Genomic DNA, 26,258 nt, shown 5'->3' on the forward strand with positions numbered 1-26,258 from the left:
GTTAAACTCCTTCTTCTTCAAAACGATTCAAATCGCGATTATGTCCGATGACAATAAGCATATCTCCTTGTTCAATTATTTCATGCGCCGTAGGTGAAATCACCATTTCCCCATCTTTTCGCTGAAATCCGATAATATTGCAGCCGTACTTTGCACGAATATTTAAATCAAACAGCGTTTTATTATGAAGTTTCTTAGAGGCGACAATTTCAACAATGCTATAGTCCTTTGACAGTTCAATGTAGTCAATAATTTTTTCTGACACAACGTGATGAGCAATCCGCTTAGCAATATCACGCTCCGGGTGAATGACTTTGTCTGCTCCTATTTTCTCAAGCACTTTTTGATGATACATATTCACCGCTTTTACCCATACTTGCTTAACACCCATATCTTTTAAAAGCATTGTTGCGAGCACGCTTGCTTCGATATCATCTCCAAACGAAATAAGAGCATGATCAACGTTACGAATACCTAGCCCCTTTAAGCTAGCTTCATCAATTGCGTTCGCTTGCACAACATATGTAGCTGAGTTGCTATATTTATTTACTACCTCTTGGTTGCGGTCAATAGCGAGCACATCCACATCCAAATTAGCAAACTCCTCAACCAAACTGCCTCCAAAACGACCTAATCCCAATACAGCAAACTGTTTTTTCATAATATATTTATTCCTTTCCTCAACTGCTGTGTGTTCTCTTAGCTTATACTTTTTCTAAAAAATTACATCTTCTTCTTAAAAAAGCACAAAAAAACACAGGAAGGCTCCTGTGTTTTTTCACATTCTTCCCCCTCAAAACGCTTGCGAAGTTAGCTGTCGGGTTCGGGTTTTAAGAGTAACCCTACCTTTTTTAAGGATTCACCCCAGAGCACAATCTGTGCATAAATAATGGGTCCTCCGCTCCATAATGGATTAAGCGATTTTATTCAAATGTCTATGATCTATTTTCTAGAATAATCGATTCGATTCATGATATGTTTCACTTCACGAAAGCTATCTTACTCCTGTGTATTTTGTCTGTCAAGGTATTTTTAACGAAGACATCAATTGCGCTGCAAACTGCAAAAATCATATAAATCTAAACTGACAATCAGTTTGTGAAATTGATCAAACAAATTAATAACAGCCAAAAGCTCTAATAGCTGCGTATCACTGTAAAACTTCTTTAATTGATTCATATCAGCATCCGTCAAATCCCTCGGGCTCACCCGGTACACATCAATAAATCGAAACAGTAGTCGATCCTTTTCTTCAAGCTCTTCTTCTCTTAATACTTTTTGATTAAGCGTCTCATCACCTACATACGACATGCTCATACACGTCTCACAGCCGTTAACCCCTGCTAGATAAAGACGAATTTTTTCCTTTGTCTTTACCTCTAGTACATCGCTGTTCCAAAGCGTTTCGTAAAGCTCATCATACAATCTTTTTACATGTGGAATTAAATTCAGTGCTTTTTCAAAGTTTGTTCCCTCTTCGTTTGTTAACAAAACTCTTGCCATTTTCCACTCACTCCTTTTTAATTATTATAGTAAGAAAAATAGAAATTTTAGATAACATATAAAACATCTTATCTACTATTACTAATCAAATGAAACATTAATGAGAAAGAAGGTTTCCAATTGAAAATTGACGAAATTGATTTATCGATTTTGCAGGCGCTGCAGCAAAACAGCCGTCTTTCCTTAAGAGAGCTAGGAAAACAAATTAATTTATCTCCTCCTTCGGTGGCAGAGCGGGTAAGACAGTTAGAAAGCTTTGGCGTTATAAAGGGATATACGATTGATATTGATTATGAAAAGCTGAATTTACCGGTATCATGTTTTATTGAAGTAACCATGAAAAACGGAGAGCACGAGCGTTTTAAACGATTTATTTCTCAGTATCCCTATGCTTTATTCTGTGAACGCATCGCCGGGCAAGCCTGCTTTATTACAAAGCTCCAACTTCCTCACCTGCACGTACTGGAACAATTTATTAATGACATTACACCTTATGCCAAAACGATTTCACACATCGCCCTTTCTCACGTAGAGATGTCTCCTGCATTACTACATCATTTAAGAAATGAAAAGCCCCTATCGTAAACGATAGGAGCTTTTGTTCGTCTATTAAATTGTACAGCATGAAAACACAAAAAAATAACCCTCCAAAGCTGGAGGGTATAAGTTTTCCGAATAATGAAAGTTTTACAACTTTATTTTATCAGGTGCTGACATTTCTGTCTACTTAAAAATGTAAAAGAACTCTCTATTAATAGAAAGCTCTTTTATCTGCTTGTTTTTTGAAAACAATCAATCTATATAAAAGGGAACTACCTAAGATTCAAAGTCACGTGAAACCTTGGCAGTTCATCCTGGATATACCGGTTGATTCCATTCAAAACAAGTTCATTCATCATTTCTTCTTTGACCTCTGATACCGTTTTTTTATCTTTTTGTTTTAAAATAAGAATATAATAGACTTTATCCATTTTAATAGGCTCGCTACTCTCTCCGATGTGCTGTTTTTTTAAAGCATCTATAAAAGAGGAAGATAGACTTGAAAGCTTTAGATTATCAGCATTCTCTATTTTGCTGATGGTGTGGAGATCAGCACATTTTTTTTGAACATCTTGAAGCGATGTTCCCTTCTGCAGTTCAGCCGCAACGGCATCGGCATCATGTAAAGTTGGAAGAGCTAGCTGCGTAAAAGAGACGCGCGTTATATCGTTTTCAATACGTTTATAGTAAGCACCTAGTTCATCAGACGTAACTTGTTTACGGAAGTATTCCTCTAATTTAAACTGATTCGTTAGCTGGTTGGTTACGTCATTAGAACGAATGTGTAAGACTTCATAACCTTGCTTTCTTGTATCCTCGTCATATGAGCGTGTAATTTGCTTCCACATATCCTCGACTTGTTTTTGTACTCTATTACTTGTCTCTAGATGCGAAATTAAGATTTTTTGCATGACAAGCCGCCGCAACAACTCTTTGCGGTAGCTTGTATCATTTAGCGGAGCATCTGGATTTAAGAACCCTTCAACTGCTAAAAAACGGTTGAATTCAGCTCCTGTCACCATTCCTCCTTCATACGATGCCACTTCTTTAGTAGAAGATAGCTGACTAATTTCTACAGAAGGAAACATCGTGTTTGACTGCTTCCCTTCGCATCCTGTCAAAATTCCGCACGCTGTTAACACTGCTAGCAGCAGCTTTAACGGTGTTGAACTCATCCATTGTTATCCTGCTGCTCTGAAAGCTTCAAAGAAATGGTTTGTTTTTTTCCATTTCGGTACACGTCTAGTTTCACCGTGTCTCCTACTTTGCGTTTTGTATATAAGTATTGACGTAAATCACTAGAAGTACTGACTTTGTTTCCATCAATGGCAACAATTACGTCCTTTGATTGTAAACCTGCATCAGAAGCAGAAGAAAATGGTTCAACCGTCGTTATGACAACTCCTTCAGACGTATCGCTTGTTAGGCCTAGCTGATTTTGCTTTGTTGCAGCTGAAAGCTGACCTACATCTTGAAGACCTACACCCATATATGGACGCGTTATTTTTCCGTTTTTCATCAGCTGTTCAATCGTTGGCTGCACTTCATCGCTTGGAAGAGCAAAGCCGATGCCTTCTACATTGTCTTCTGAAATTTTCATACTGTTGATGCCGACTACTTCACCGGAAGAATTGATCAAAGCACCGCCGCTGTTTCCTGGATTAATCGCCGCATCCGTTTGAATTGCGTCTACGTTCCAATTGTCTGAAATAGGCACGGAGCGTTTCGCTGCGCTCACGATACCTTGTGTGACCGTACGAGAGAATTGCTCACCAAGAGGGTTTCCGATTGCAAGCACGGTTTCACCCGCTACTAAATCTGATGATTTCCCGAACTTCGCCACTTGTTCCACATTTTTATCAGACATTTCAAGTACAGCTAAATCTGTTAGCGCATCAGCTCCGACAATTTTAGCTTTTTCCTTTTGCCCGTTTGAAAGTGACACTTCTACTTCGCTTGCGCCGTCAATAACGTGGTTATTGGTCACAACATATGCTTTGCCATTTTCTTTTTTGAAAATAACTCCAGAACCCGTTCCTGCTTCTTGCGTTTGAGTATCTCCAGAAAATGGATTTGTTTGCTGTTGAATGTTGTTCACGCCTACAACAGCGGCTGATACTTTATTTACAACTGAAACAAGATCTGACTGATTCACAGTTGTGCTTACTGTTCGAGGTGTTGTACTCGTTGTTGTGGCTGTTTGAGTCTGCGTTGTTTGATTCGCTGTTTGCGTATCAGCTGAATCCATTAACCCTAGCTGCGGAGCCCCGTATAACACAATTCCTCCCCCTAGCACTGCTCCTGCGATTGAAGATGCAATCACTGGAAATAAGCGTCTTTTTGGAGGCTGTGATGACGATGAAGGCTGATACTGATCATAGCGCTGCTGGCGGTTTTCGTATTCTTCTTTTCGTTCTTGCTCTCTTTCATAGTCACGTGGATCCATGAAAAACACTCCTTTTAACGTAGCAAATTTTATGTTATCTATACTATAAAATAAAAGTTTGGGATAAGTATCAAAACAATATGTGAAATTGTGAAAAATTTCTTTATAACAGCAAACACGTAGTATAATAGCGGGTACATAGACCATTAAAGAAATGTGCACAGGGATTTATGAAGCATCTTGCTTTATTTACCTTAATTTTCATATATTCAGAGGAAGGTGTCAAATTTGAGCTTTACACTATATTTAGTAGAGGATGAACAAAATTTAAATGAAGTTTTAACTCTTTACCTTCAAAAAGAAGGCTGGGACGTTCGCTCATTTTTTAACGGCACAGACGCCAAAGAAATGATTGCAACCCCTCCACATCTGTGGATTTTAGATATTATGCTGCCTGACATTGACGGGTATCAGCTCATTCGTCAAATCAAGCAGCAAACGCCACATGTGCCTGTTATTTTCATTTCAGCACGCGATGCCGATATTGACCGAGTTCTTGGACTTGAAATGGGAAGCGACGACTATTTATCAAAGCCTTTTTTGCCTCGTGAACTAGTCATTCGAGCAAACAAACTACTGAACCTCGTATATGGTCCAAATCAAAAGCACACCGATACCATTACGCTGACTCCTTATGAAATCGATTTACATACCCGTACAGCCAGTGAAAATGGAAAGCCAATTGATTTAACGTCCAAAGAATTTGATTTTCTTGTTACCATTTCAAAAGATCTTGGACAGGCTTTTTCACGTGAGCAGCTGCTGAATCTCATTTGGGGAGAAGATTATTTTGGCACAGACCGAGTGGTGGATGATTTAGTAAGGCGCGTGCGCAAAAAAATGCCGCAAGCACGAATTGAAACGATTTACGGATACGGATACCGGATGATGAAAGCATGAAAAACAAGTCGCTTGCATTTCAAATTTGGCTCGTAATCTCCGGTATTTTACTGCTTATTTCAATTTTGCTCGCTATTTTATTTCCAACGACGCTCAGGCAGTTCTTCACAGATGAAATTTATACTACCATTGAAAATGAGCAGCATATATTAAAAGAATACGGCCTGCCAAGCCGCTCAGGAGAATATTACTTTAGCAATGAAGATAGTGAACCGACGCTCGGTAATCGAACCGTTGATCATATTTTACTTCCCGAACATGCCGACATCTCCTACTTTTCATCACGCGTTTTGCCTCAAGACTTTTTGAGAAAAGCACAGGAAGATGCAATCAGTCAGCGAAAAATCGTCGCTCGCTATGAAAAAGATCTCGGGAACCGGACGCTTTTTTATGTGATTCGAAAAGTAAGCGTAAACGGACAGCCCGCTTTTTTGCTTTCATTTTCGTGGGATACGTATCGCAACGCGCTCACTTCTGCTCTTTTTAAGCAGCTGCTTCTCGTGATTTCTATTGTATTTTTATTCAGCTGGCTTCCATCTATTTGGCTATCAAGATATTTAAGCAAGCCGCTTGTATCGCTTGAAAAAGATGTAAAAAAAATTGCCGAACAAAATTGGCATGAGCCTGTTACGGTGAACCGTTCCGATGAAATTGGCAAATTAGGCGCGTCCATCGAGCAAATGCGCAAAAGGCTTGTATCTAAAGATGAAGCACAGCAAACGCTGCTTCAAAATATTTCACATGATCTAAAAACACCGGTTATGGTTATTCAAAGCTACGCCCAATCAATTCAAGACGGCATTTATCCAAAAGGTGATTTATCTCAAACAGTAAAAGTCATTGAAGATGAATCCAAAAACCTTGAGAAAAAAATCCGCGATTTGCTTTACTTAACCAAGCTTGACTATATGTCCACTCATCAGCTTGCAAAAGATGATTTTGATTTTACTGCTCTTCTTCATGAAGTAGTGGATCGTTTGCGGTGGAGGCGCCCTGAAATACAGTGGGCATTTGATGGCGTAAACGCAACGATTAAAGGAGACAAAGAGCTGTGGACAAAAGTGTTCGAAAATGTGCTCGATAATCAGCTGCGCTATGCCGGTACGAAGGTTTCACTTTCACTTACTAAACAGCAAACGAACGTTCAATGTACAATCAGCAACGATGGTCCGCCGATTGATCAAAGTGTGCTTCAACACTTGTTTGAACCGTTTAAAAAAGGAGCGAACGGTGAATTCGGTATCGGCTTAAGTATCGTAAAGCGTATTGTTACGATGCACGATGCAGCAATTACAGCTGAAAACACAGACACCGGAGTGACGTTTTCACTTACTATTCCTATATAAACGAAAAAGGAAGATCCGAACGAGTTTGATTCTTGATGGAAAATCAAACTCGTTTGGATCTTTTCATTGGTAGGGTGAACGTAGGTTTCACGTATCTAGCTGCTTCTAGCTGTTGATTGGAGGGCAAGGCGAAGACTCCTGCGGGAAAAGCGGAATAGATGAGACCCCGCAGGAGCAGAAGCGGCGAGGAGGCTCATCGGCCGCCCGAGGAAAGCGAAGCCTTGCACGGAAATCAACAGCGGTGTCACAAGCGATCTATACGAGCTCATGTATCCCATTTGTTCGTCTTTAGGTTCGATTAGTTTAGTTATGTCGCAATCTCTTTTTTATGAAAAAATTGACGTATATGCATAAAGAGCCGGTGAACCGCCTGAATGGATGAACACCACATTTTCATCCTTTTTAAAATAGCCCTTTCGAATTAAATCAATCAGACCGGCCATGGCTTTGCCAGTATACACAGGATCTAATAAAATTCCTTCCGTACTGGCCACAAGTTTGACTGCTTCCACCATCTCTTCTGTCGGAACAGCATAGCCTGGACCTACATATTCATCCATACACACAATATCTTCTTTGTTAAAAGGCGTTTTACTATGTAAATGATCATAAAGTTCACTCGCCAGCTTGGCAACTTTCACTTCTTGCTCTTCTTTAGCACGACTAACATTCATTCCAATAACAGACACGTCACTTTGAAGACCTTGAAAACCTGCCACTAGTCCTGCATGCATGCCTCCGCTGCCGCTTGTGCAGACCACGTGACTAAGCTTTATCTGCTGCTCATAGCTTTGCATAAGCACCTCTTGTGCACAGGCAGCGTATCCTGTTGCACCGATAACATTGGAACCTCCTACTGGAATCAAATACGGCTTATGCCCTTTTTCAATCAACTCTCGCTCTACTTTTTTCATTTCCGCTGTTAAATCTGAACCTTCAGCAACAAACCGCATGTCGTGAGCACCTAGTAAATGATAAAGAAAATAATTCCCTGTCGGCTGATCGCTTGCTTTATTTTCGCCTTCTTCTAATACGAGCACGCACTTCATTTGCTCTTTTACAGCCGCTGCAAGCGTCAAACGACAGTGATTCGACTGTATTGCCCCGCACGTTACAAGCACATCCGCTCCTTGGGCTTTTGCATCTGCTACTAAATATTCAAGCTTACGCGTCTTATTTCCGCCCCCTGTCAGTCCAAGCATATCATCGCGCTTCATATAAATTGAGGGTCCGTTTAACTGCTGAGATAAAACCGATAGCTTTTCTAAAGGTGTAGGGGAATCCGTATATTTTCTTCTAGAAAATTGAGTTAAGTTCATGCTCTCATCCTTTCTTTCTTATTTGTTCTATTTTACCATATAGAGGCTTGTGAAGAGCTTTTTATGAAAGGGGTTTCTATAACTTGTATACATAAGAACAAGCAGTCAACATACATTAAACCATATAAACAGTTTGAAGGAGTGTTTTCGATGAGTGAAAAAGCAGTACTTTGCAGCGTCTCACGAGTAGTCAAATCACAGCACATTTTTCCAAATGATCTAAACAATCATCACACTCTTTTTGGCGGGAAAATTGTTGCTGATATGGACATGACGGCTTCTCTTTCAGCAGCTAAGCATTCTCGAAAGTCGTGTGTTACAGCTTCCATTGATCACGTTGACTTTATCGAACCCGTTACCGAAGAAGACTTTATTTCATATGAAGCATTTGTTGTTGTCACAGGGAAAAGCTCTATGATTATTTTTGTCAAAGTTATTGCCGAAAATTTGTTAACGGGCATTAAACGTATTGCAGCTACTTCTTTTCTGACCTTTGTCGCATTAGAAAACGGGAAACCAGCACCGGTTCCTCAAGTCATCGTCCAAACTGAAGAAGAAAAAAGTCTTCAAAAAGTAGCTCTCGAACGAAAAGAGTCAAAAAAAACGCAGGTTGAACACAGCAAAGCGATTGCGAGTATCTTATCTAAATCTTTACGCAGCAGTAATTAAGCTCTTCATCTAAAAAGCAGTTAACTGCTTTTTAGATGAAGTTTTTTAGTTTTTACATTGTTATTTAATGTAATATGCGATATATTGGTTTTATGAAAAATAACATTCAACCTCTCAAACGACTTTCCCTGCGGGAGGAAGTCTATCAAACACTTAAACATAATATTGTTATGCTTGAATTTCATCCGGAACAAAAGCTTCAGGACAAAGAATTGGCTGAGCAATTTGGAGTTAGCCGCACTCCTGTTCGAGAAGCATTAAAGAGACTCGAAGATGAAGGCCTTGTCCAAACAACACCTGGGTCTTCTACAAAAGTGGCTCCATTAAACCTTGAGGAGGCAAAACAATCTTTTATTGTCGTCGCAGCTCTTCATGCACTTGCTGCTAAGCTGTCTTGTACGTCATTACAAGAAGACGACATAGAGGAACTAACCAAACACAATCAATCTCTAGAACATGCGATCAAAACAAGAAATGTCCTTGAAGCAATTGAAGCGGATGAAGCATTTCATTCCATTTTTTTAAACCGGGCAAAAAATGTAGAACTAGAGCGTGTTGTAAAACAAACAAGCGCCAAAATTCAGCGTCTGGAAATCGCTCGTTTTTCTTCTCTTTCTAGCCTTGCTTCCGTTGACCAACACAAAGAAATCATAAACGCTTGCCGTCAAAAAGATGCCGTACTGACATCACAGCTTGTCGAAACCAACTGGCTCACATTAGGTGAAGCGTTGACAAATGAGGAGGAGTCAAAGTGAAGCCTCTTTTATTGGGTATTGCTGCATCATTCTTTTTTGCTTTTACATTCGTTTTAAATCGAGCAATGGATTTATCCGGAGGCAGCTGGGCGTGGAGCGCATCGCTGCGCTATTTCTTTATGGTACCTCTTTTACTTGTACTTGTTTATTTTCGGGATGGTATTAAACCTGTATTAGCAGAAATAAAAGCCCAGCCAAAAAAATGGCTGCTTTGGAGCACGGTGGGATTTGGTTTATTTTATGCTCCTCTTTGTTTTGCTTCAGCCTACGGTCCCGGCTGGCTTATTGCAGGCACTTGGCAAATTACGATTTTATCGGGGTCTCTTTTAGCTCCTTTGTTTTACACGGAAGGAAAACAGCGAGGAGTTATTCCTTTCAAACAGCTAGGTTTTTCGTTCATTATTTTAATAGGCGTTGTATTGATGCAGCTTGAGCATGCGACTAAACTATCGGCCGCTACGGCCTTGCTTTGTACCGTTCCAATTTTGATTGCGTCTTTTGCGTACCCTCTTGGCAATCGTAAAATGATGGAGCTGTCGTCACTTAATACGTTTCAGCGCGTGCTTGGGATGACACTTTCAAGCCTGCCGTTTTGGATTATTCTTTCTGTCTACGCCTACGTGACCGATGGACCTCCGAAAACAACTCAAATTTATCAAAGCAGCTTAGTTGCTTTACTTTCAGGCGTATGTGCAACGGTTTTATTTTTTGCCGCAACGGATCTTGTCAAAAAAGATTCTCAAAAGTTAGGTGCAGTTGAAGCAACACAGTCGATGGAAGTTTTATTTGCCCTGCTAGGTGAAGTCTTCCTTCTATCAAGTCCTTTACCATCGCTTCTTTCTTGGGTTGGAATGGGAATTATCGTAGCAGGAATGGTTCTGCACAGCTATCAAACGAGTCATAAAAAAGCTATACCGAAAAAAGAATTAACCTACTAACTAATAACAAAAAGAGCGTCTAAATCAACGCTCTTTTTGTTTATACAACAGATCTTCTTTCTAAATTGAAGACATTAACCTGCTCAGCATCAAAGCGGCTTAGCAATGAATCTACTCCGTACTCGAGTGCAAAAGCACGTTCATTTTCTGAAATTGGAACAGCTTGCAGAAATGTTACTTTTTTATCAGATAGTTCAATAGTTGAAAAATTATCCCATAAAAACGGCGGAATCAGCAAAATATGCTGCATATGGAAGCTGTCATCAAGGACCGTAATAACATCTTTATAGATAGCTCCTGGGAAGATGGACACATGGGATTTCATCATATGGAAAATACAATTTGCTAAAATAGCAGAATAAATACCGAATTCCTGATGGCAAGCCCCCACAATTTCAATTCGAAGTGGAATCCCTCCAACTGTATAACCTGTCGGACAGTGATGTCCACCGAGCGTTGCATAAGCAGTTACGTCTTGGCGCGGGTGATTTTCACACGCCACCACATGAATGCCGTGCTTTTTTCGTTCATCTGAATAATCTTCAATGCGGTCCTTTTGACCAAATACATCTATTGCTTTATGTATAATTAATTCCTCATCTTTTGTAAAATTACTCATAAAAAGCCTCCTTGCTTGCGACCTTAAAAAGCCCCCTACTGTACAGCATATACTACCGCACTCGCTTACGATATAGTTTTTAGAAAATGTGATAGAAATGTTATCGTTTCGTAACATACTATGGAATTGCATCGAGAAGCAAACAAGAAACCTTAACCAATTTTTTCTTTCCCTATAAAAAATAGAGCCTGCAGCACGGCAGCCTCTATTTTTTGACATTATTATGAAATAATTTGCAATTCTTTTGGGTACTTCGTTAACGTTTTGTATCCATCTTTTGTAATGATTACATCATCTTCAATACGCACGCCTCCGAGACCCGGAATATAAATACCTGGTTCGATCGTATACACCATGCCTTCTTGAAGCACATCATCATTGTTGCGGCTCATTGAAGGAAACTCATGCACGCTAATACCAAGACCATGACCAAGACGATGTAAGAAATAGTCTCCATACCCTGCTTCTGTAATAATATTACGTGCTACCATGTCCAAGTCGCCAATGCGAGTGCCGGGCTTGGAAGCTTCAAGAGCTGCCTGCTCAGCGCGCTGTACCGTTTCATAAATTTCTTTTTGTTTATCATTAATCGACTTGTAAGCTACTGTACGCGTAATATCTGAACAGTATCCATCTAGCACTACGCCTAAATCAAACAGAACCATATCGCCCGTTTTTAACGTACGAAGGCCTGGGTTTCCATGGGCTTCTCCTGTTTTTTCACCAAATAAAACCATCGTCGAAAACGACATCTCGCGAATTCCTTTTCGTTTTAACTCGTATTCGATTTTAGCCAGAACATCCATTTCCGTAACGCCTTCTTTTAAAGCAGCTACGCCTACTTCTACGCCAAAATCGGCTAGTTCAGCTGCTTTTTGCAGAATCTCAACTTCACGCTCATCTTTAATTAAACGCAGCTGATTTAATTTCTCTTCTGCTCCAACTAGCTCAGCATGTGGATATAAGTTAAGCAGTTCTTCCGCTCTCGCATACAGCAGCTGCTCTTTCTCTACAGCAACTTTTTTCACATCTATTACGTTTCGTTTATGTAAAGCTTCTTTGATGAGTTCCCAAGGATTTTGATGATCTTCATACCCAATTACATCAAACTTCCAGCCGGCTTCTTTTGCTTGCCCCACTTCCATTGACGGGCAAACAAGCATAGGCTCAGCGTCATTAAACACAAATAAGCCAAGCAGACGCTCATGCGGATCCGTGTGAAATCCAGTTAAATAAAATACGTTTTCAGTTGACGAAATAAAGGCCGTTTCTACATTTTTTTCTTTAAGCCATGATACGACTTTTTGCAGACGTGCTTCCATAAAAAAACCCCTTTCATTGTGCAATATTACTATTATAACATAGTTATTTAGCAATCCTAAGCAGAATGAATAGGGGTTACGACAAAGCTGCATGAAGAGTAGTAAGCTGCTCTTTAATCGCTTTTCGTTGAATACTTACTTTCATCAGCCAGCCATTTTCTCCGTATCTATAAATAAATTCATACGTCCCTTTAGGAAGATATTCTTTTACCAGCATGTCTCGGTTTTCAATAAATCCCGGATCACCAATAAAATAGGTACCTTCTTCAAGCGGAAGCTCATGAACTTTTTTTTCCAGCTGCTTTTCTTCGTCTTCGTCATCATCTATCACAATGTGCAAACCACTTTTATCACGTACAACATCAAATTCACCGTTTTGTTCAAGCTCAAGCACCGGCACCGCTTGCCCATTTACTATTAGCAGCTGCTTGGTTCCCTCAAGAACCTGGGACCAGTGATCATCGTATAGAGTAGAAGAATAAAAAACATAGCCCTGAGATTTATATAATAAAAGCAGTTGTTCAAAATGATTTTTCACTTGTTCTTTATCAAACAAAATAACAAAATGCTTTCGATAGAAAAAACTTGTAAAAGGCAGAATAGACGACTGATTAAGCTCTTTAATTATTTCAGCACTATCTTTACCTGAAATAATAGCTCCGGTCAATTCCCCTGTGCCATAACTTTTCCAGTGGCTTAACGCCGCTTCTGGAATTAGCACAAGGTTCGAAGATGACACATATATACTCATTCGCTTCACTCCTTTTCCCTACATTTAGACCTATATTTCATTCTCTAAAAACAGAGACTTTCCTCTTATCCACTTTTTAAAATACAGAACTTTTTCCCTAACTATGATAGATTATAACAAATATACTAGAAAAAAATAACCTTTATTTCCTCTTTCTTCTATTTATATACTGCTTTTATTTTAGCTGTCTCTACAGATTTACTAGTGAACTTACTTGCTAATCTAATTCCTTAGTGTTAATTTTATTATGTCGTTTTATAATTTTTTGCATAATTGGTTTCAAACAAAAAAGTATTAATATTTTTGAATGCGATGGTGAGACATTTGGAAGAACATACAGAACGTAAACAACATAAAAGAAAAAAGCAAAGAAAAAAGAAACGCTTTAGAAAGCTACTTCTTTTCTTTCTAATTCTTGTAATCGCCGCTGGTGCGTATGTGTATTATCAATACCAACAAGGGTTAGCAGAAGCAGACGGAGCTTTTGGGAAAGATGGACAGTTTGATTTTAATGGTGCAAGCGCCAATTTAGATAGCATGAATGTGCTGCTTCTTGGAATTGACTCTCGAGGTGAAGAACATTCGCGTGCCGATACAATCATGATTGCTCATTATGATAAAGACAGCAATCAGCCTAAAATTGTGTCTTTGATGCGTGATTCATATGTGGATATTCCAGGACACGGCAAAAACAAATTAAATTCAGCCTATGCATTTGGCGGGCCTGAATTAATGCGCAAGACAATTAAAGAAAATTTTGGCGTAGATGTAAACTATTATGCCGTTGTTGATTTTAAAGGTTTTTCTAAAGTTGCCGATACAATTGCCCCTGATGGAATCACAGTTACCGTGCCACACGAAATGTCATCAGGAATTGGCATGACGCTAAAACCTGGAAAACAAACTCTTCACGGAGATAAATTACTAGGATATGTGCGATTCCGACACGATAGCCAAAGTGATTTCGGACGGGTAAAACGTCAGCAAGAAGTTATTGGTAAATTAATGGATGAAGCTCTTCAAGTAAAGACGCTTGCGAAAGCTCCTAAGCTATGGGGAGTTATTGATCCGTATGTGGATACGAATATTCCACCAAAAACATTTATTGTGATAGGAAAAGACTTCTTAGTTGGAAATCAGCCAGATTTAAAATCGCTTAGGCTACCGGTTGAAGGCTCCTATTCAAATGAACGAATATCCGGCATTGGTGCTGTGTTAAGCATAGACCTTGAACAAAACAAACAAGCATTACAGTCATTTTTAAATTAGGAAAAGGTGTCCATTAGGGACACCTTTTTTATATTATTCAAAAAAACTTCTGTTTTTCCTCCCTATCCTCCAAAAAAATTTCAGCTTCGACAAAAAAATAAAAATAAAATCAAGCTATTTTCTAGGAAGGAGCTGTTTCTTTCGAGTTCTATTTTTTTATTACAAGCGTATATGAAATAAGAAGCATTCTTTTTTTATTTCTTATTCAAGGAGATGAAAGTATGAAATTATATGGTTTTCAATCTGAAGAACAGCGTTCCTTTCTTCACTCTACCTATAGAATAAATCCATTGCTTTCTCATACTGGAGATGTCAAAATTAGCTTTTTATCTTTTCAAGAAAATGATTATACACCTCGTCAAGAAGCTACAATTCCACAGCTTCTCTTAGTTGTTCACGGGGAAGGCTGGGTAGCTGGTGATGACGGACTAAAAATTTATATTAAACAAGGTGAATCCGCATTTTGGAGAGCCGGGGAATCCTTTGAAGTCGGGAGTCTAACTGCTATGACAGGATTGCTAATCGAAGGATTAGATATTGCTCCTCAAAAGCTGCTTACTTCTTTCTCACGAACAAATACAAATTAAAAAGCCGCTTTAACGCGGCTTTTTTTATTGCTTTAGTAATTGAGCGTAGCTTTCTGCACTGTCTTGAATGACTTTGTCATTCAGGTCACCGCCTGCTCCTTGAAATAAAAACGGAGTTTGGAACTTCATGCCTGTTAAATTTGCCATAGCTTGAAACGGAAGAAGCAGATTACTCATTGGATAGCGATTGTAGCCGCCTTCTTGATAAGCTTCTGCAGGACCTCCTGTAGAAGTAGCTACGACAAACTCTTTTCCGTGAAGTTTAGTGCCCGTGCTCCCGTAAGCCCATCCGTATGTTAAGACAACATCTTGCCACTCTTTTAAAAGCGCTGGTGAGCTGTACCAATAAAAGGGAAATTGAAAAACAATACGATCGAATTGAACAGCTAACTCCTGCTCTTGCTCCACATCAATTTTAAAATCAGAGTAGTTTGCGTATAAGTCATGAACATGTACATTTTCTTCTTTTTTTACTCGCTCTGCCCACGCTTTATTAATACGAGAAGATGCTAAGTTCGGATGCGCTAAAATAACAAGTGTTTTCATTTTGATACTCTCCTTCTGACGTCTGTGCTTGTTTTATTCTTTTGTATTTTTTACCCTTGCTTCTAACAGCTTGTTCAGTCAGTAAATCCATTTACACTTATAAACTACCAGTATTGTCATTCTCCTTCAACAAAATTGACTTTGCTTTTACTTCCTTTAATTTTTTTATGCATCCAAAACGGCAGATAAAGGACAAGAAAGCTAAGAATCATGATTCCTTCAATGCATACTAAATACCAAGGATGAGGTCCAAGAACATCCAGTAAGGAAGCGTGCTCTGGCTTTTTCATCATGTATAAATAATTCGCACCGATTAAACGATTCATGACATAGATAAAAGCTCCATAAAGATTGACAAATAGCACGCTCATCCATAAAGAACGAAATGTCGGCTGATATCTGCAGATAGCAATCAGCATACAGCAAGCAAGTACCACACCGCCGTGAGATACATAAAACTGAATATAGCGAAACTGGTCATACGCATAGCCTCCAAGGTCTGGTGTAATCATTGCTTGAACAGAGCTGCTGATCCCTGCGAAGTACACAAAATAAAAAAGAATCCTGCTTTTGGTTATCAGCATAACGGCGGCCAGCAGCACGACTATATCACTAAGTTGAAGAGGCAAGGAAGTTTTGGCAGACCACTGATGGCAGCCGATTTCCCAAGCCTGATAGGCCACTTCTGAAACAATTAGAACGAGTGAAAGCAAAACAAACATAAACCTCTTCCTTCGCAGCTGCTTTCGACACAAAAAACTAAATGTTCCTATAACAACGATGATGGCTAAAGTTACAAGGTGTTCGATTGAAAAAAGCTGAAAGGAATGTTGCACAGGATGACACGTAAAAAATCGATTCATAGCGGCGCCTGCCTTCCATAAGAAAACAAATTTGGTACCTTTAGCTTGTTCATAAGACCTCATTTTCATTAACTCGCCGTTTTCTCACAATAAAAAAGCAATCACAGAGCAGCTGGTGCCTGTAATTGCTTTTTCTTTATTTTTATTCTTTAATCAATCCTTTTTTCACTAAAAATTGATGAGCAACTTCTTCAGCGTTTTTTCCTTTCACATTTACTTGATAGTTCATTTCGCGCATTTCACCGTTACAGATTTTACCGCCCAGTTGATTTAAAGTTTTTTTCAGTTCAGTTTTTTCTTTTAGCGTATCTTCACAAAGCACAGGTGCTCCTTTACACGAAGGGAAGAACTGCTGGTCGTCTTTTAGCCAACAATAATAAAAAAACCTTCTTTCTACACGAAAGAAGGTTTTTTAATATGCTAGCGACAGGGATCGAACCTGCGACCTCTTGCTTACCATGCAAGTGCTCTACCTACTGAGCTACACCAGCGTCTTGGAAAATTATATCACGTTTAAATTTATTTGGGAAGCGCTTTTCTAATTTTTTTTATTGGTACATTCTCCAATTTGCATCTTTTGAAATCCGCGCTTTCTACAAAGTTATATATTTTATGTTAGAACCTCTCACAAAAATTGTGTGAATTTTCTTTTTTTATATTACCCTTAGTAAAAGAACTTACAAAGGAAAGGAAGAAAATAGATGGAACAACAACCAACCATGACGAAATCGAAAGCGGCAACTCCCTACCCAAGAGACTGCACGTTCAGCCTAGAAGATTGGACCACGCTCGCCAAGTATTGGTACCCCGTCGCACGCTGTAGTGATGTCACAGAGAAACCAACGTCCGTAAAATTACTGGATGTAAATCTAGTTCTATACCGCACCACAAAAAAAGTTGTAGCCGCTCGTGATTTATGCGTTCACCGAGGCACACCGCTTAGCATGGGCTGGGTGGAAGATGATGAAATTGTCTGCCCTTACCACGGCTTTCGCTATGCAACGGACGGCGCATGCACGTCCATTCCAGCCCACCCCGACGCCAACATTTCTCCCCGCCTGTGTATGGCCGTCTATCCAGTTATTGAACGATTTGGATTAGTATGGACTTCCCTGACCGGAGAACAAGATAACCTGCCTTACTTCGACGCGTGGGATGACCCTGATTTTCAGCAAATTGTTTGTCCGAGCTTTGATATTATGGGCTCAGCTGGTCGACAAATGGAAGGCTTTTTAGACGTAGCGCATTTTGCTTGGGTTCATACGGATACGTTTGGCGATCGAAACAACGCCTTTGTGCCTAAATATAAAGTAAACGATACGGATTATGGGTTTCATGTAGAATATACGAGCACTGTGAGCAATTACTCGAAAGAACAGCAGCATTTAAATCCACCAGATTTTAAATGGCTTCGCGTCTTTGACGTTTATCCGCCGTTTACAGCTACATTAAAAGTTTACTTCCCACAAGGCGCAGAGCTTTGGATTATGAATGCAGTCTCTCCTATTTCAGCCCGTGAAACGCGTTTATTCGCACCAATTGCTCGAAACTTTGACAAAGATTCTCCCGTTGAAGGTGTGTATGACTTTAATCTTCGCGTTTTTGACGAAGACCGTGAAATGGTGGAAAACCAAAAGCCTGAGGACTTGCCTTTAGATCTGCAGATGGAAGCGCATATTATGGCTGATCAAACGTCCATTGGCTACCGGAAACTGTTAAAGAAAATGGGCTTAAGCTTTAGATATACAAGCTAAAAAAATCCCCGCTCAGACAGCGGGGATTTTTTTTATTTAGCAAACTGCTCGCGTCCTGATTTTTCTTTTACCACTTCGTCTTCACTTGTTGGCGTTGCGCGTTTCATAAACAATGAAAGAATTAAGGCAACAACCACCAGTACTACTGAAACGGCAAACGCATCGTTAATCCCTTGTACCATTGCCTGCATCTCAATTTGTTCTTTCATTTGAGCTGCCCCGGCTGCCGCTGCGTTAGCGGATCCTGCTCCGCTCATCGCATCTTGAGCCAGCTCTTTTGCATGCGTAACTGTACGGTTTGACATCACCGTTACTAAAAGAGCTGAACCAATAGCTCCCGATACTTGTTGAAGCGTATTATTCATCGCAGTACCATGCGGATTAAAGCGCTGCGGCAGCTGATTTAATCCATTTGTCATAACCGGCATCATAACCATAGACATTCCGAACATGCGAAGCGTATAAAGCGTAATGAGCGTTGTATATGTCGTATCAAGCTCTAAATTACTGAAGAAATACGTCGTAACAGCTGTAATAGCTAGACCCGTTACAGCCAGTGCACGCGCTCCGAATTTATCAAATAATTTTCCGGTAATCGGTGACATCACACCCATTAGCAGCGCACCTGGAAGCATTAATAATCCTGAATGAAGCGGAGAAATGCCTCGTACGGTCTGAACATATATTGGCATTAACAGCATGGCTGAGAATAACGCCATTGTAATTACCATTGAAATCGTTGACGATAAAGCAAACATTGGATATTTAAAAATACGGAACTCAAGCATAGGTGTTTGTAGCTTGAACTGACGCGTAATAAATAGAATCAGAGCCACAGCTCCTACAATAATTGTGCCGTATACTTCCACAGAGTCCCAGCCTTTATCTCCTGCTGAGCTAAATCCGTATAGAAGTCCTCCAAATCCAATTGTAGATAACACAAGGGATAAGAAATCAAGGTTGATTTCCACTTTTTCTTTTTTGTCTTTTAATAAGAAGAAAGCACCTATTAATACAATTGCCGCAATTGGCGTAACAAGGTGGAATAACATTCTCCACTCGTAGTGTTCAATTAGCCATCCTGATAATGTTGGACCAATTGCCGGAGCAAAAATCATAACTAAACCGAAGATCCCCATCGCAGCTCCGCGTTTTTCTAATGGAAAACTTGTTAGCAATACGTTCATTAAAAGCGGCATCATAATGGCTGCGCCTGATGCTTGAATAATACGAGCGGTTAACAATACAGAAAATACGGGTGAAGCACCAGCAAGTATTGTTCCTGCTGTAAATAAAGTCATCGCCGTTAAAAATAATCCTCTGACAGAATAGCGCTGAATTAAAAAAGCGGTAGTTGGAATCATAATACCATTCACTAACATATATCCAGTAGAAAGCCACTGGACGGTCGACGTTGTCACATCTAAGTCTTTCATGATAGACGGCAGCGCCACGTTTAATAACGTTTCATTCAACAATGAGATAAAAGCGCCTATTAACAAAATAGCAATTATGCCATACGGCGGCTTTTCCATTTGATTTATCGATTGACTCATCATTGTACCTCCTTATACTTTAAGTTCATTTTTTTAGACACATGTTCTACATAGAGTATATTATACTGAGAGTTCAATTTATGCAAGTGAAAAATTCTGCGTTAACACCCTTTATTCACCCGGCTTTTTTAGCCCTACATTCCTTTTATATCAATACATCTAAGGGATATCATTAATTCATTTCAAAAAGAACATTTGTGTAAACGCTTTAAATCATGTATCATGAAGTTGGACCATGAGTCTAATTTTATATTTAGGTGATAATAATGAATAACCGAAAGCAGCAAGTTGTAAAAAATGCACATCATCTTTTCGTTGAAAAAGGATTTCAAGCTACATCTATTCAAGACATCATTGATTATAGCGGCATTTCAAAAGGAACATTCTACAACTATTTTTCTTCAAAAAATGAATTATTAATCGCTGTTTTTACATGGCTTCATACGACAATTGAACAAGAGCGCAATCAGCTGCTGGTTGGTAAAAGCCTGACCGATGTAGATGTATTTATTAAACAAATCGATGCGCAGATGAAAAACCATCATAAACATAAATTTTTCACATTGCTTGAAGAAGTATTTGTTTCCAATGATCCGGATTTAAAAGCATACATAAAAAAAACCCAGTTTATTGAAGTAAACTGGTTCTACAAACGGTTTATTGATTTATTTGGAGAAGAAAAGAAACCGTATCTGCTAGATTGTGCAATTATGTTTCTTGGTATGCTTCATCGCAACTTTCACTATAATTTTATGGTTAACGGCACAAATACGGATCCACATGAGATTATAACTTACAGCGTCAAGCGCTTGCTTCCACTTGTAGACGAAGTAGCAAGTTCAAGAGACATCTTGCTTGATCCGCAAACAATTAAAGAATGGCTTCCGTCCTGCCCGGATACCAGAAATCACATAGAACAGGACATTTCTACAGCACTTATTGATTTAAAAAAACAAATTCACAAGCAATTTACCGATGAATTCGAACGTCAAAAATGCACAGAGCTTATTAGCTTTATTGAAGAAGAGCTGTTTAAGCAATCGACTCCTCGCAAGTTTGTTGTTGATAGTGCTCTTCATTCACTAAAGCAGCTGCCTGTTAACAAAAGTAAAACGACGCTAGAAGAACTGCAGGCGTTGATTGATCAGTATGTGAGTGAACTTCATTAAATAAAGAGCAGCCCTAAAGCTGCTCTTTATTCACAAAGGGGAAATTCAAGTGAAAAACACGTTTCTTTTCCTTTTACGCTAGACACACTCACTTTTCCCTTCATATAATGAATAATACTGAAAGATACCATTGTTCCAAGTCCCGTACCTTTTTCTTTTGTTGTAAAATACGGCTCACCTAGCCGATTGATTTGTTCTTGGGTCATGCCGCAGCCCGTATCAATAATATCAACGATAACAGCCTCGCCTTCTTTTTCTACTTTAACGGTTAACGTACCTCCATTTTGCATAGCTTCAATACTATTTTTAAATAAATTGATTAGACACTGCTGAAGCTTTCTTCTCTCTCCCATTACGAAGAACTTCGCTTCTTCGTCAAATGTAAAATCAATAGCGACTCCATTCATGTTGGCAAGAGGCGTCATGATATGGGTGACATGATGAATTTCTTCTGACAGGTTCATTTTTTCATTTCGTTCTGGAGCAGAATTGGCAAACAGCAAGTAATCATCAATGATTTCTTTTGCACGGTCTAGTTCATTAATAGCAATTGAAATATAGCGTTTTTTAACGGGTTCTTTTTCATCTTCTTGCAGCATTTGCATAAATCCTCTGCTTGCTGTTAGAGGATTTCGCACTTCATGAGAGATACTGGCGGCTAAATGGCTTACAATTTCTAGTTTTTCTGCTTTCATCAGGCGCTGCAGCACTAATAAATTTGCCCGTATCGCTTCCCATAGTACTGTAATCACAAACATGCCTGCTACATCTAAAACTGCGAACTGAACCCAAACGCTAATCGGGATGCTCGTTACGTGCAAAACAAAAATAGATACAAGCATAGCTAATAAAGAACCTATTACACTAAGACAGGTACTCATGATAATTCGATTTTTTAATGAAAAATGTAAAAAGTATTTCGTTATGAAAAATAAAGGAATGGTCAAAATCGGCAAAGCAATTAATGTTGATAAAAACCCTACATCGTACCCTCCAATTAACAAGCGCAGCAGCAAAATAAAGACAAAAAGCAAGCTTCCGAGCGGCCAGCCTCCATATAACGTTCCTAAAATATAGGGAATTCTTCGCAAATCCATTCGATAGTCATCCGGGACATAAGCTCCGTTAACGGGAAACAAAAGGCAAAAGGTAATAGCTAAAATCGGAAAAACCGCGATATAATGATCTTTCCACCAATGAATTTTTTTAGCATACTTGATCAAATAAAACATCTGCACTAAGAACAGCGCCAATAAAATAAACAAAAAATTAATTAACAAATCTTTCGTGACAAAACTCATGCATTCACCGGTCTTTCAAATGAGATAAAAATAAACTCTTTTATTGCATTTACATTTGTAACATAAATTAGAGCGTAATCATAGATAAATAAACGTATTCTATTTACTTTTTTATAACTTCCTATGACTTTATCGTCCGTTCCCTAAAATAGTGAAGGGTAAAAAAACCTTTTCAACTCCCCTAAAAATATTCAGAATTTTATTTACATATGAGCCATAATGCTCTATAATCAGATCAATGTACTTGGTTTTGAGAGTAGGAGGACGAAATATGGAACTATCAATTACCTTAATGGGATTATTCGTTGGAACCCTTGTAGGCTTAACGGGAGTTGGAGGAGCCGCTTTATTAACACCCTTACTGATTGTACTCGGCATTAACCCATCGATTGCCGTAGGCACAGATCTTGTCTACAATTCTATCACAAAATTATTCGGAGTCGCTCAGCACTATAAACAGCGAACCATTAACTTTAAATTAGCAAAATATTTAGCCTTTGGAAGTATTCCGAGCGCTGTGCTTGCCATTGTAACACTTCATGCATTTCCATCTTTTCACGAGCATCAAGAAACGATTATCAAGCATGCTCTTGGGTATGTCATGACACTGGTTGCAATTTCAATTATCTTTCGCGTCTTTTTTGATAAATTGATTCGTCCAAATCGTTTTCAAGAAATGGACTTAAATCAGAAAAAAGGATTAACAATCGGAATTGGCGTAGTCTTTGGATTCATTGTCGGACTAACATCAATTGGTTCTGGCTCATTATTTGCGATTGCGATGCTGTACTTATTTAAGCTAAAAACATCTGAGCTGGTTGGAACTGATATTGCACATGCGTTTCTTCTCGTTACGGTGGCTGGTATTTTAAATGCAAGCTTTGGAAGCGTTGATTATATGTTGACTGCTAATCTATTAACTGGATCTATTCCAGGTGTTTTACTCGGAAGCCGTTTATCAACTAAAGTGCCTTCAAGACCGCTTCAAGCCATTATGGCGACCATCATTTTAATTAGCGGAATTAAACTCATTTAATAAATAAAAGCACATGCCTTTGCATGTGCTTTTTATTAGTTTTTTTAAAGATCTATATTAAAAATAATAATGTTTTAACTCCTTTCACTTCTCTCCTTATATACTTCAACCAATATCTTTATTAAATTTTAGTCAAAGAGACTAATGACACTCCAAACAACCTTACGTTAAAATGTAAAAAAACATAACATCTGTTGTAATACCTAAAAAAATGTACGATGAAGGGAGAACATATGACACAAACAGCGGCAAAAGATAAGCAAAAACCTTTTTATAAAGGTCTTTTCTTTCAAATTATAATGGCGATTGTACTTGGCATAGCAGTAGGATATTTGTGGCCAAGCTTTGGAAATGCTGTAAAGCCAATTGGAGACGGTTTTATTAAGCTCATCAAAATGCTGATTGCTCCTCTTATTTTTGGAGTAGTCGTTGTCGGAATTGCCAAGGTTGGAAACATTAAAACAGTTGGGCGTATCGGCGGAAAAACCATTCTTTACTTCGAAATTGTCACAACATTCGCTCTTATTATCGGTCTATTAGTAGCGAATGTAATGAATCTCGGCACCGGTATGAATGTCGATCCTTCAAGCTTAAACACAAGCGAAGTGGACGCGAAAACAAACGGCTCCGAACTTCCGAGCGAAGGTGATTTTTTTCTTAATATGATTCCAGACAGCGCGGTTGGTGCTTTTTCAAGCAACTCAATGCTTCAAGTGCTTTTAATTTCTTGCTTGTTCGGCATCGCGCTTGTACATATAGGAGGAAAAACAGCAGAGACTCTTCTAAATGTATTGGAAAAAGTAAATGATGTGTTATTTAAAATCATGGGATACATTATGAAGTTAACCGCTCTTGCGACGTTTAGCGCCATGGCATTTGCGGTTAGTCAGTACGGTTTGGGAATGCTTGCTGCATTCGGAAAGCTTTTTATCGCTATGACGATTGCTTGTCTAGCATTTGTCCTTGTTTTAGCTGTTATTTTACAAATCTATCTAAAGTTAAGTTTATGGAAGGTCATTCTATATATACGAGAAGAAATTATGCTGGCATTTGCCACGGGTTCTACCGAAGCCGTTATGCCGCAGCTTATGGATAAATTTGAACAAGCAGGATGCAACAAAGCAGTCGTTGGTCTTGTTGTGCCTACAGGCTATTCGTTTAACCTAGACGGCGCTTCCATTTACCTGTCTCTTGCCCTCGTCTTTTTAGCACAAGCAACGGGTGTGGACTTGAGCCTATCAGATCAGCTTTTAATGCTTGGTGTCCTGCTTCTTACGTCTAAAGGAATGGCTGGCATTCCAGGATCAGCCTTTGTTGCTCTCTCTGCAACCGCAGCAGCAACTGGATCCATTCCAGTAGCAGCGGTTGCTTTGATGCTGGCTCCTGATCGCTTTATGGGTAATTACCGGACAACGGTCAATATTATCGGCTATGCCGTGGCTGCTTTTGTTATCGCAAGATGGGAAAATTTATTAGACTTACAAAAAGCAAATGATGTGCTGGACGGAAAAATTGCATATCAGCCCAGAGATGCTGAAATTTCTATCTCAGAGAATATTCCAGCCGCCAATGAAAAAGCATTTTAATAAAAGAATTTCCTGCCCGAGACAAGTCTATTTTGCTTGTTTTTTGGGCAGGAATTTAATTGTGACATGAAAGGACTCTTGCTGAAACTTATTTTCTTCCAGTATTTTACATACTATTCGTTTAATGCTTTCCTGCGTTTTGACGTCAGATGAAACGGAAGGCTCCATATACACATCCAGCTCTACTCTGTCCTTTGAGTAAAGAGATGAATTCACGCCCCTTGATTCATAGCCCGCTTCTGTTAAACCTCTGCTGATTTTATGCCAAATATCCAGTTTGTCCATTTGTTTAATAACAGGCTTTGCCTCTTCGTACGCTTGTGCTTGTTCCACCTTGGAAATTTCTTCTTTTTTAGTAAAAACTGCATACCCTGAACCTACTACTAAAAACGTCACAATAGCAAATGCTCGCACCCTTTTCATTCTCTCACCTCATTTAGAGATATAGATTATAAATATGCGAACAATTGCTGCAGTATGACGGCTTGTATACCTACTCTTTTTCTACGATACTCAGCAGTCGTTTAGAACCAGCGTGCACTTCTTCTATCATACTGTTAAACAGTTCTTGCACCGTTGGGATACTTTTAATTAGCCCAACGACTTGCCCTGCCCACCCATAGCCTTCATCAATTTTATTTTCATAAATATACCGGCAGTTTGCCCCTCCGCTAATGACATCTTTTAACTCTTCGTATCTGTCTCCTTGCTGTTCACGTTCAATAATGCCAAGAGTGTAATTAGACTTTAATACGCGACCAGGCGCTCCAAACGAACGTTTAATGACCACAGTATCGGTTTCTTTTGCTTCTACAATAGCTTGTTTATACGCATCGTGAGCGTCTACACATTCTTTTGTCGCAATAAAACGCGTTCCCATTTCAATACCTTCAGCGCCTAATGATAACGCAGCCAATAATCCTTGTCCGTTTCCAATTCCCCCGCTTGCAAGTACCGGAATTGACACAGCATCAGCTACTCGAGGAATTAACACCATCGTGCCGAGATCCTCGCGCCCGATATGCCCTCCTGCTTCTTGCCCCACCGCCATGACGGCATCTGCTCCTAAACTCTCAGCTTTTTGTGCTTGACGCACGTTAGCTACAAGCACGAGCGTTTTAATTCCCGTTCCTTTTAATCTTTCAAAAATAGGTGTAGGGTTTGCTCCTGTTATTGAAATAACAGGAACACCTTCTTCTACTGCTACGTCGAGAAGTTCCTTATAAGAACCTTCCGTTTGACCTCCAACGGCAAAATTAACGCCAAAGGGACGCGAAGTTAAAGAACGGACTTTATTAATTTCAGCTTGAAGTTTCTCAGGTGTTCTGAGTGTCATAGCCGTAATTTGTCCAAGTCCTCCCGCATTTGAAACAGCAGCAGCAAGCTCTGCGTATGCTAAATATGCTAGACCTCCCTGTACAATTGGATATTGAATTCCTAATAGATCTGTTACCCGTGTTTTCATCTATGTAGCCCCTTTCCT

Annotated in this window: 27 protein-coding genes, 1 tRNA gene, 1 pseudogene and 1 riboswitch; of the genes and pseudogenes, 13 read left to right on the top strand and 16 right to left on the bottom strand. The window is 39.3% G+C overall.

The genetic code is table 11. The features are described from left to right. Window position 1 precedes the first annotated feature (1 nt). On the bottom strand, window positions 2-661 hold the full coding sequence (locus ACLHDF_RS03685; protein ID WP_116075556.1) for a potassium channel family protein: 660 nt from the start codon (window positions 659-661) through the stop codon (window positions 2-4). Window positions 662-784: 123 nt separating this feature from the next. After that, a riboswitch (cyclic di-AMP (ydaO/yuaA leader) is annotated at window positions 785-930 on the bottom strand. Between the two features lie 114 nt (window positions 931-1,044). After that, the gene (locus ACLHDF_RS03690) at window positions 1,045-1,503 is read right to left on the bottom strand and encodes a carboxymuconolactone decarboxylase family protein (RefSeq protein ID WP_413917662.1); all 459 of its coding nucleotides are present in this window, start codon (window positions 1,501-1,503) and stop codon (window positions 1,045-1,047) included. Window positions 1,504-1,623: 120 nt separating this feature from the next. Here ACLHDF_RS03690 and ACLHDF_RS03695 point away from each other — a divergent pair, with 120 nt between their 5' ends. After that, a complete protein-coding gene (locus ACLHDF_RS03695) occupies window positions 1,624-2,088 on the top strand; it encodes an Lrp/AsnC family transcriptional regulator (protein WP_413917663.1) in 465 nt (154 codons plus the stop codon). Between the two features lie 227 nt (window positions 2,089-2,315). Here ACLHDF_RS03695 and ACLHDF_RS03700 read toward each other — a convergent pair whose 3' ends face one another. Beyond that, window positions 2,316-3,218: a hypothetical protein gene (locus ACLHDF_RS03700; RefSeq protein WP_413917664.1), complete on the bottom strand. Its 903-nt coding sequence runs from the start codon at window positions 3,216-3,218 to the stop codon at window positions 2,316-2,318. Then, on the bottom strand, window positions 3,215-4,489 hold the full coding sequence (locus ACLHDF_RS03705; RefSeq protein WP_413917665.1) for a S1C family serine protease: 1,275 nt from the start codon (window positions 4,487-4,489) through the stop codon (window positions 3,215-3,217). The genes ACLHDF_RS03700 and ACLHDF_RS03705 overlap by 4 nt, the downstream gene beginning before the upstream one ends. A gap of 228 nt (window positions 4,490-4,717) precedes the next feature. Between ACLHDF_RS03705 and ACLHDF_RS03710 the strand changes: the two genes are divergently transcribed. From ACLHDF_RS03710 to ACLHDF_RS03720, 3 genes are all read left to right on the top strand, one after another. Next, complete coding sequence (locus ACLHDF_RS03710) at window positions 4,718-5,389, top strand: response regulator transcription factor (RefSeq protein ID WP_413917666.1); 672 nt, start codon at window positions 4,718-4,720, stop codon at window positions 5,387-5,389. Continuing rightward, the gene (locus ACLHDF_RS03715; RefSeq protein WP_413917667.1) at window positions 5,386-6,735 is read left to right on the top strand and encodes a sensor histidine kinase; all 1,350 of its coding nucleotides are present in this window, start codon (window positions 5,386-5,388) and stop codon (window positions 6,733-6,735) included. The genes ACLHDF_RS03710 and ACLHDF_RS03715 overlap by 4 nt, the downstream gene beginning before the upstream one ends. Window positions 6,736-6,847: 112 nt before the next feature. Continuing rightward, window positions 6,848-7,027, top strand: coding sequence for a hypothetical protein (locus ACLHDF_RS03720; RefSeq protein WP_413917668.1), 180 nt, complete (start codon window positions 6,848-6,850; stop codon window positions 7,025-7,027). A 34-nt stretch (window positions 7,028-7,061) separates the two neighbouring features. On the opposite strand, the gene ACLHDF_RS03725 is transcribed toward ACLHDF_RS03720, so the two are convergent. Then, window positions 7,062-8,054 (bottom strand): D-cysteine desulfhydrase, encoded by a 993-nt coding sequence (locus ACLHDF_RS03725; RefSeq protein WP_413917669.1) that lies wholly within the window; start codon window positions 8,052-8,054, stop codon window positions 7,062-7,064. A gap of 150 nt (window positions 8,055-8,204) precedes the next feature. On the opposite strand from ACLHDF_RS03725, the gene ACLHDF_RS03730 reads away from it, so the two are divergent. From ACLHDF_RS03730 to ACLHDF_RS03740, 3 genes are all read left to right on the top strand, one after another. Next, complete coding sequence (locus ACLHDF_RS03730) at window positions 8,205-8,723, top strand: acyl-CoA thioesterase (protein ID WP_413917670.1); 519 nt, start codon at window positions 8,205-8,207, stop codon at window positions 8,721-8,723. Between the two features lie 74 nt (window positions 8,724-8,797). After that, window positions 8,798-9,478: a GntR family transcriptional regulator gene (locus tag ACLHDF_RS03735; protein WP_413917671.1), complete on the top strand. Its 681-nt coding sequence runs from the start codon at window positions 8,798-8,800 to the stop codon at window positions 9,476-9,478. After that, window positions 9,475-10,416, top strand: coding sequence for a multidrug resistance efflux transporter family protein (locus tag ACLHDF_RS03740; protein ID WP_413917672.1), 942 nt, complete (start codon window positions 9,475-9,477; stop codon window positions 10,414-10,416). Before ACLHDF_RS03735 ends, ACLHDF_RS03740 begins: the two co-directional genes overlap by 4 nt. Before the next feature lie 40 nt (window positions 10,417-10,456). On the opposite strand, the gene ACLHDF_RS03745 is transcribed toward ACLHDF_RS03740, so the two are convergent. The 3 genes from ACLHDF_RS03745 to ACLHDF_RS03755 all read right to left on the bottom strand — a co-directional run bounded on the left by ACLHDF_RS03745 (window position 10,457) and on the right by ACLHDF_RS03755 (window position 13,108). Next, complete coding sequence (locus ACLHDF_RS03745; protein WP_413917673.1) at window positions 10,457-11,035, bottom strand: suppressor of fused domain protein; 579 nt, start codon at window positions 11,033-11,035, stop codon at window positions 10,457-10,459. A gap of 221 nt (window positions 11,036-11,256) precedes the next feature. Continuing rightward, complete coding sequence (locus tag ACLHDF_RS03750; protein ID WP_413917674.1) at window positions 11,257-12,357, bottom strand: M24 family metallopeptidase; 1,101 nt, start codon at window positions 12,355-12,357, stop codon at window positions 11,257-11,259. Between the two features lie 76 nt (window positions 12,358-12,433). Next, window positions 12,434-13,108: a hypothetical protein gene (locus ACLHDF_RS03755; RefSeq protein WP_413917675.1), complete on the bottom strand. Its 675-nt coding sequence runs from the start codon at window positions 13,106-13,108 to the stop codon at window positions 12,434-12,436. A 537-nt stretch (window positions 13,109-13,645) separates the two neighbouring features. Here ACLHDF_RS03755 and ACLHDF_RS03760 point away from each other — a divergent pair. Beyond that, a complete protein-coding gene (locus tag ACLHDF_RS03760) occupies window positions 13,646-14,377 on the top strand; it encodes an LCP family protein (RefSeq protein ID WP_413918257.1) in 732 nt (243 codons plus the stop codon). Window positions 14,378-14,598: 221 nt separating this feature from the next. Then, window positions 14,599-14,964: a cupin gene (locus tag ACLHDF_RS03765; protein WP_413917676.1), complete on the top strand. Its 366-nt coding sequence runs from the start codon at window positions 14,599-14,601 to the stop codon at window positions 14,962-14,964. 24 nt (window positions 14,965-14,988) lie between these two features. Here ACLHDF_RS03765 and ACLHDF_RS03770 read toward each other — a convergent pair whose 3' ends face one another. From ACLHDF_RS03770 to ACLHDF_RS03785, 4 genes and pseudogenes are all read right to left on the bottom strand, one after another. Beyond that, window positions 14,989-15,510, bottom strand: coding sequence for an NAD(P)H-dependent oxidoreductase (locus tag ACLHDF_RS03770; RefSeq protein ID WP_413917677.1), 522 nt, complete (start codon window positions 15,508-15,510; stop codon window positions 14,989-14,991). A 116-nt stretch (window positions 15,511-15,626) separates the two neighbouring features. Then, the gene (locus tag ACLHDF_RS03775; protein WP_413917678.1) at window positions 15,627-16,373 is read right to left on the bottom strand and encodes a TIGR02206 family membrane protein; all 747 of its coding nucleotides are present in this window, start codon (window positions 16,371-16,373) and stop codon (window positions 15,627-15,629) included. Window positions 16,374-16,515: 142 nt separating this feature from the next. Next, a pseudogene (locus tag ACLHDF_RS03780) lies at window positions 16,516-16,731 on the bottom strand (glycine betaine ABC transporter substrate-binding protein); the annotation flags it as partial. Window positions 16,732-16,791: 60 nt separating this feature from the next. Continuing rightward, window positions 16,792-16,864, bottom strand: a tRNA-Thr gene (locus tag ACLHDF_RS03785). Window positions 16,865-17,074: 210 nt separating this feature from the next. On the opposite strand from ACLHDF_RS03785, the gene ACLHDF_RS03790 reads away from it, so the two are divergent. Then, window positions 17,075-18,127, top strand: a complete 1,053-nt coding sequence (locus ACLHDF_RS03790; protein ID WP_413917679.1) for a Rieske 2Fe-2S domain-containing protein — start codon at window positions 17,075-17,077, stop codon at window positions 18,125-18,127. A gap of 32 nt (window positions 18,128-18,159) precedes the next feature. On the opposite strand, the gene ACLHDF_RS03795 is transcribed toward ACLHDF_RS03790, so the two are convergent. Beyond that, complete coding sequence (locus ACLHDF_RS03795; protein ID WP_413917680.1) at window positions 18,160-19,683, bottom strand: DHA2 family efflux MFS transporter permease subunit; 1,524 nt, start codon at window positions 19,681-19,683, stop codon at window positions 18,160-18,162. 266 nt (window positions 19,684-19,949) lie between these two features. Here ACLHDF_RS03795 and ACLHDF_RS03800 point away from each other — a divergent pair, with 266 nt between their 5' ends. After that, complete coding sequence (locus tag ACLHDF_RS03800) at window positions 19,950-20,852, top strand: TetR/AcrR family transcriptional regulator (protein ID WP_413917681.1); 903 nt, start codon at window positions 19,950-19,952, stop codon at window positions 20,850-20,852. 26 nt (window positions 20,853-20,878) lie between these two features. On the opposite strand, the gene ACLHDF_RS03805 is transcribed toward ACLHDF_RS03800, so the two are convergent. Beyond that, window positions 20,879-22,153 (bottom strand): ATP-binding protein, encoded by a 1,275-nt coding sequence (locus ACLHDF_RS03805; RefSeq protein ID WP_413917682.1) that lies wholly within the window; start codon window positions 22,151-22,153, stop codon window positions 20,879-20,881. 271 nt (window positions 22,154-22,424) lie between these two features. On the opposite strand from ACLHDF_RS03805, the gene ACLHDF_RS03810 reads away from it, so the two are divergent. Continuing rightward, the gene (locus ACLHDF_RS03810) at window positions 22,425-23,189 is read left to right on the top strand and encodes a sulfite exporter TauE/SafE family protein (RefSeq protein WP_028415040.1); all 765 of its coding nucleotides are present in this window, start codon (window positions 22,425-22,427) and stop codon (window positions 23,187-23,189) included. Window positions 23,190-23,422: 233 nt separating this feature from the next. Then, window positions 23,423-24,775, top strand: a complete 1,353-nt coding sequence (locus ACLHDF_RS03815) for a cation:dicarboxylate symporter family transporter (protein ID WP_413917683.1) — start codon at window positions 23,423-23,425, stop codon at window positions 24,773-24,775. A gap of 27 nt (window positions 24,776-24,802) precedes the next feature. Here ACLHDF_RS03815 and ACLHDF_RS03820 read toward each other — a convergent pair whose 3' ends face one another. Together ACLHDF_RS03820 and ACLHDF_RS03825 are read right to left on the bottom strand one after the other, a co-directional pair. Beyond that, complete coding sequence (locus ACLHDF_RS03820) at window positions 24,803-25,198, bottom strand: hypothetical protein (protein WP_413917684.1); 396 nt, start codon at window positions 25,196-25,198, stop codon at window positions 24,803-24,805. Between the two features lie 70 nt (window positions 25,199-25,268). Then, window positions 25,269-26,240, bottom strand: coding sequence for an NAD(P)H-dependent flavin oxidoreductase (locus ACLHDF_RS03825; protein WP_413917685.1), 972 nt, complete (start codon window positions 26,238-26,240; stop codon window positions 25,269-25,271). Window positions 26,241-26,258: the final 18 nt, after the last annotated feature.

The sequence above is a fragment of the Priestia megaterium genome (assembly GCF_046599315.1).
In the GTDB taxonomy this organism is placed as follows: Bacteria; Bacillota; Bacilli; order Bacillales; family Bacillaceae_H; genus Priestia; species Priestia megaterium_F.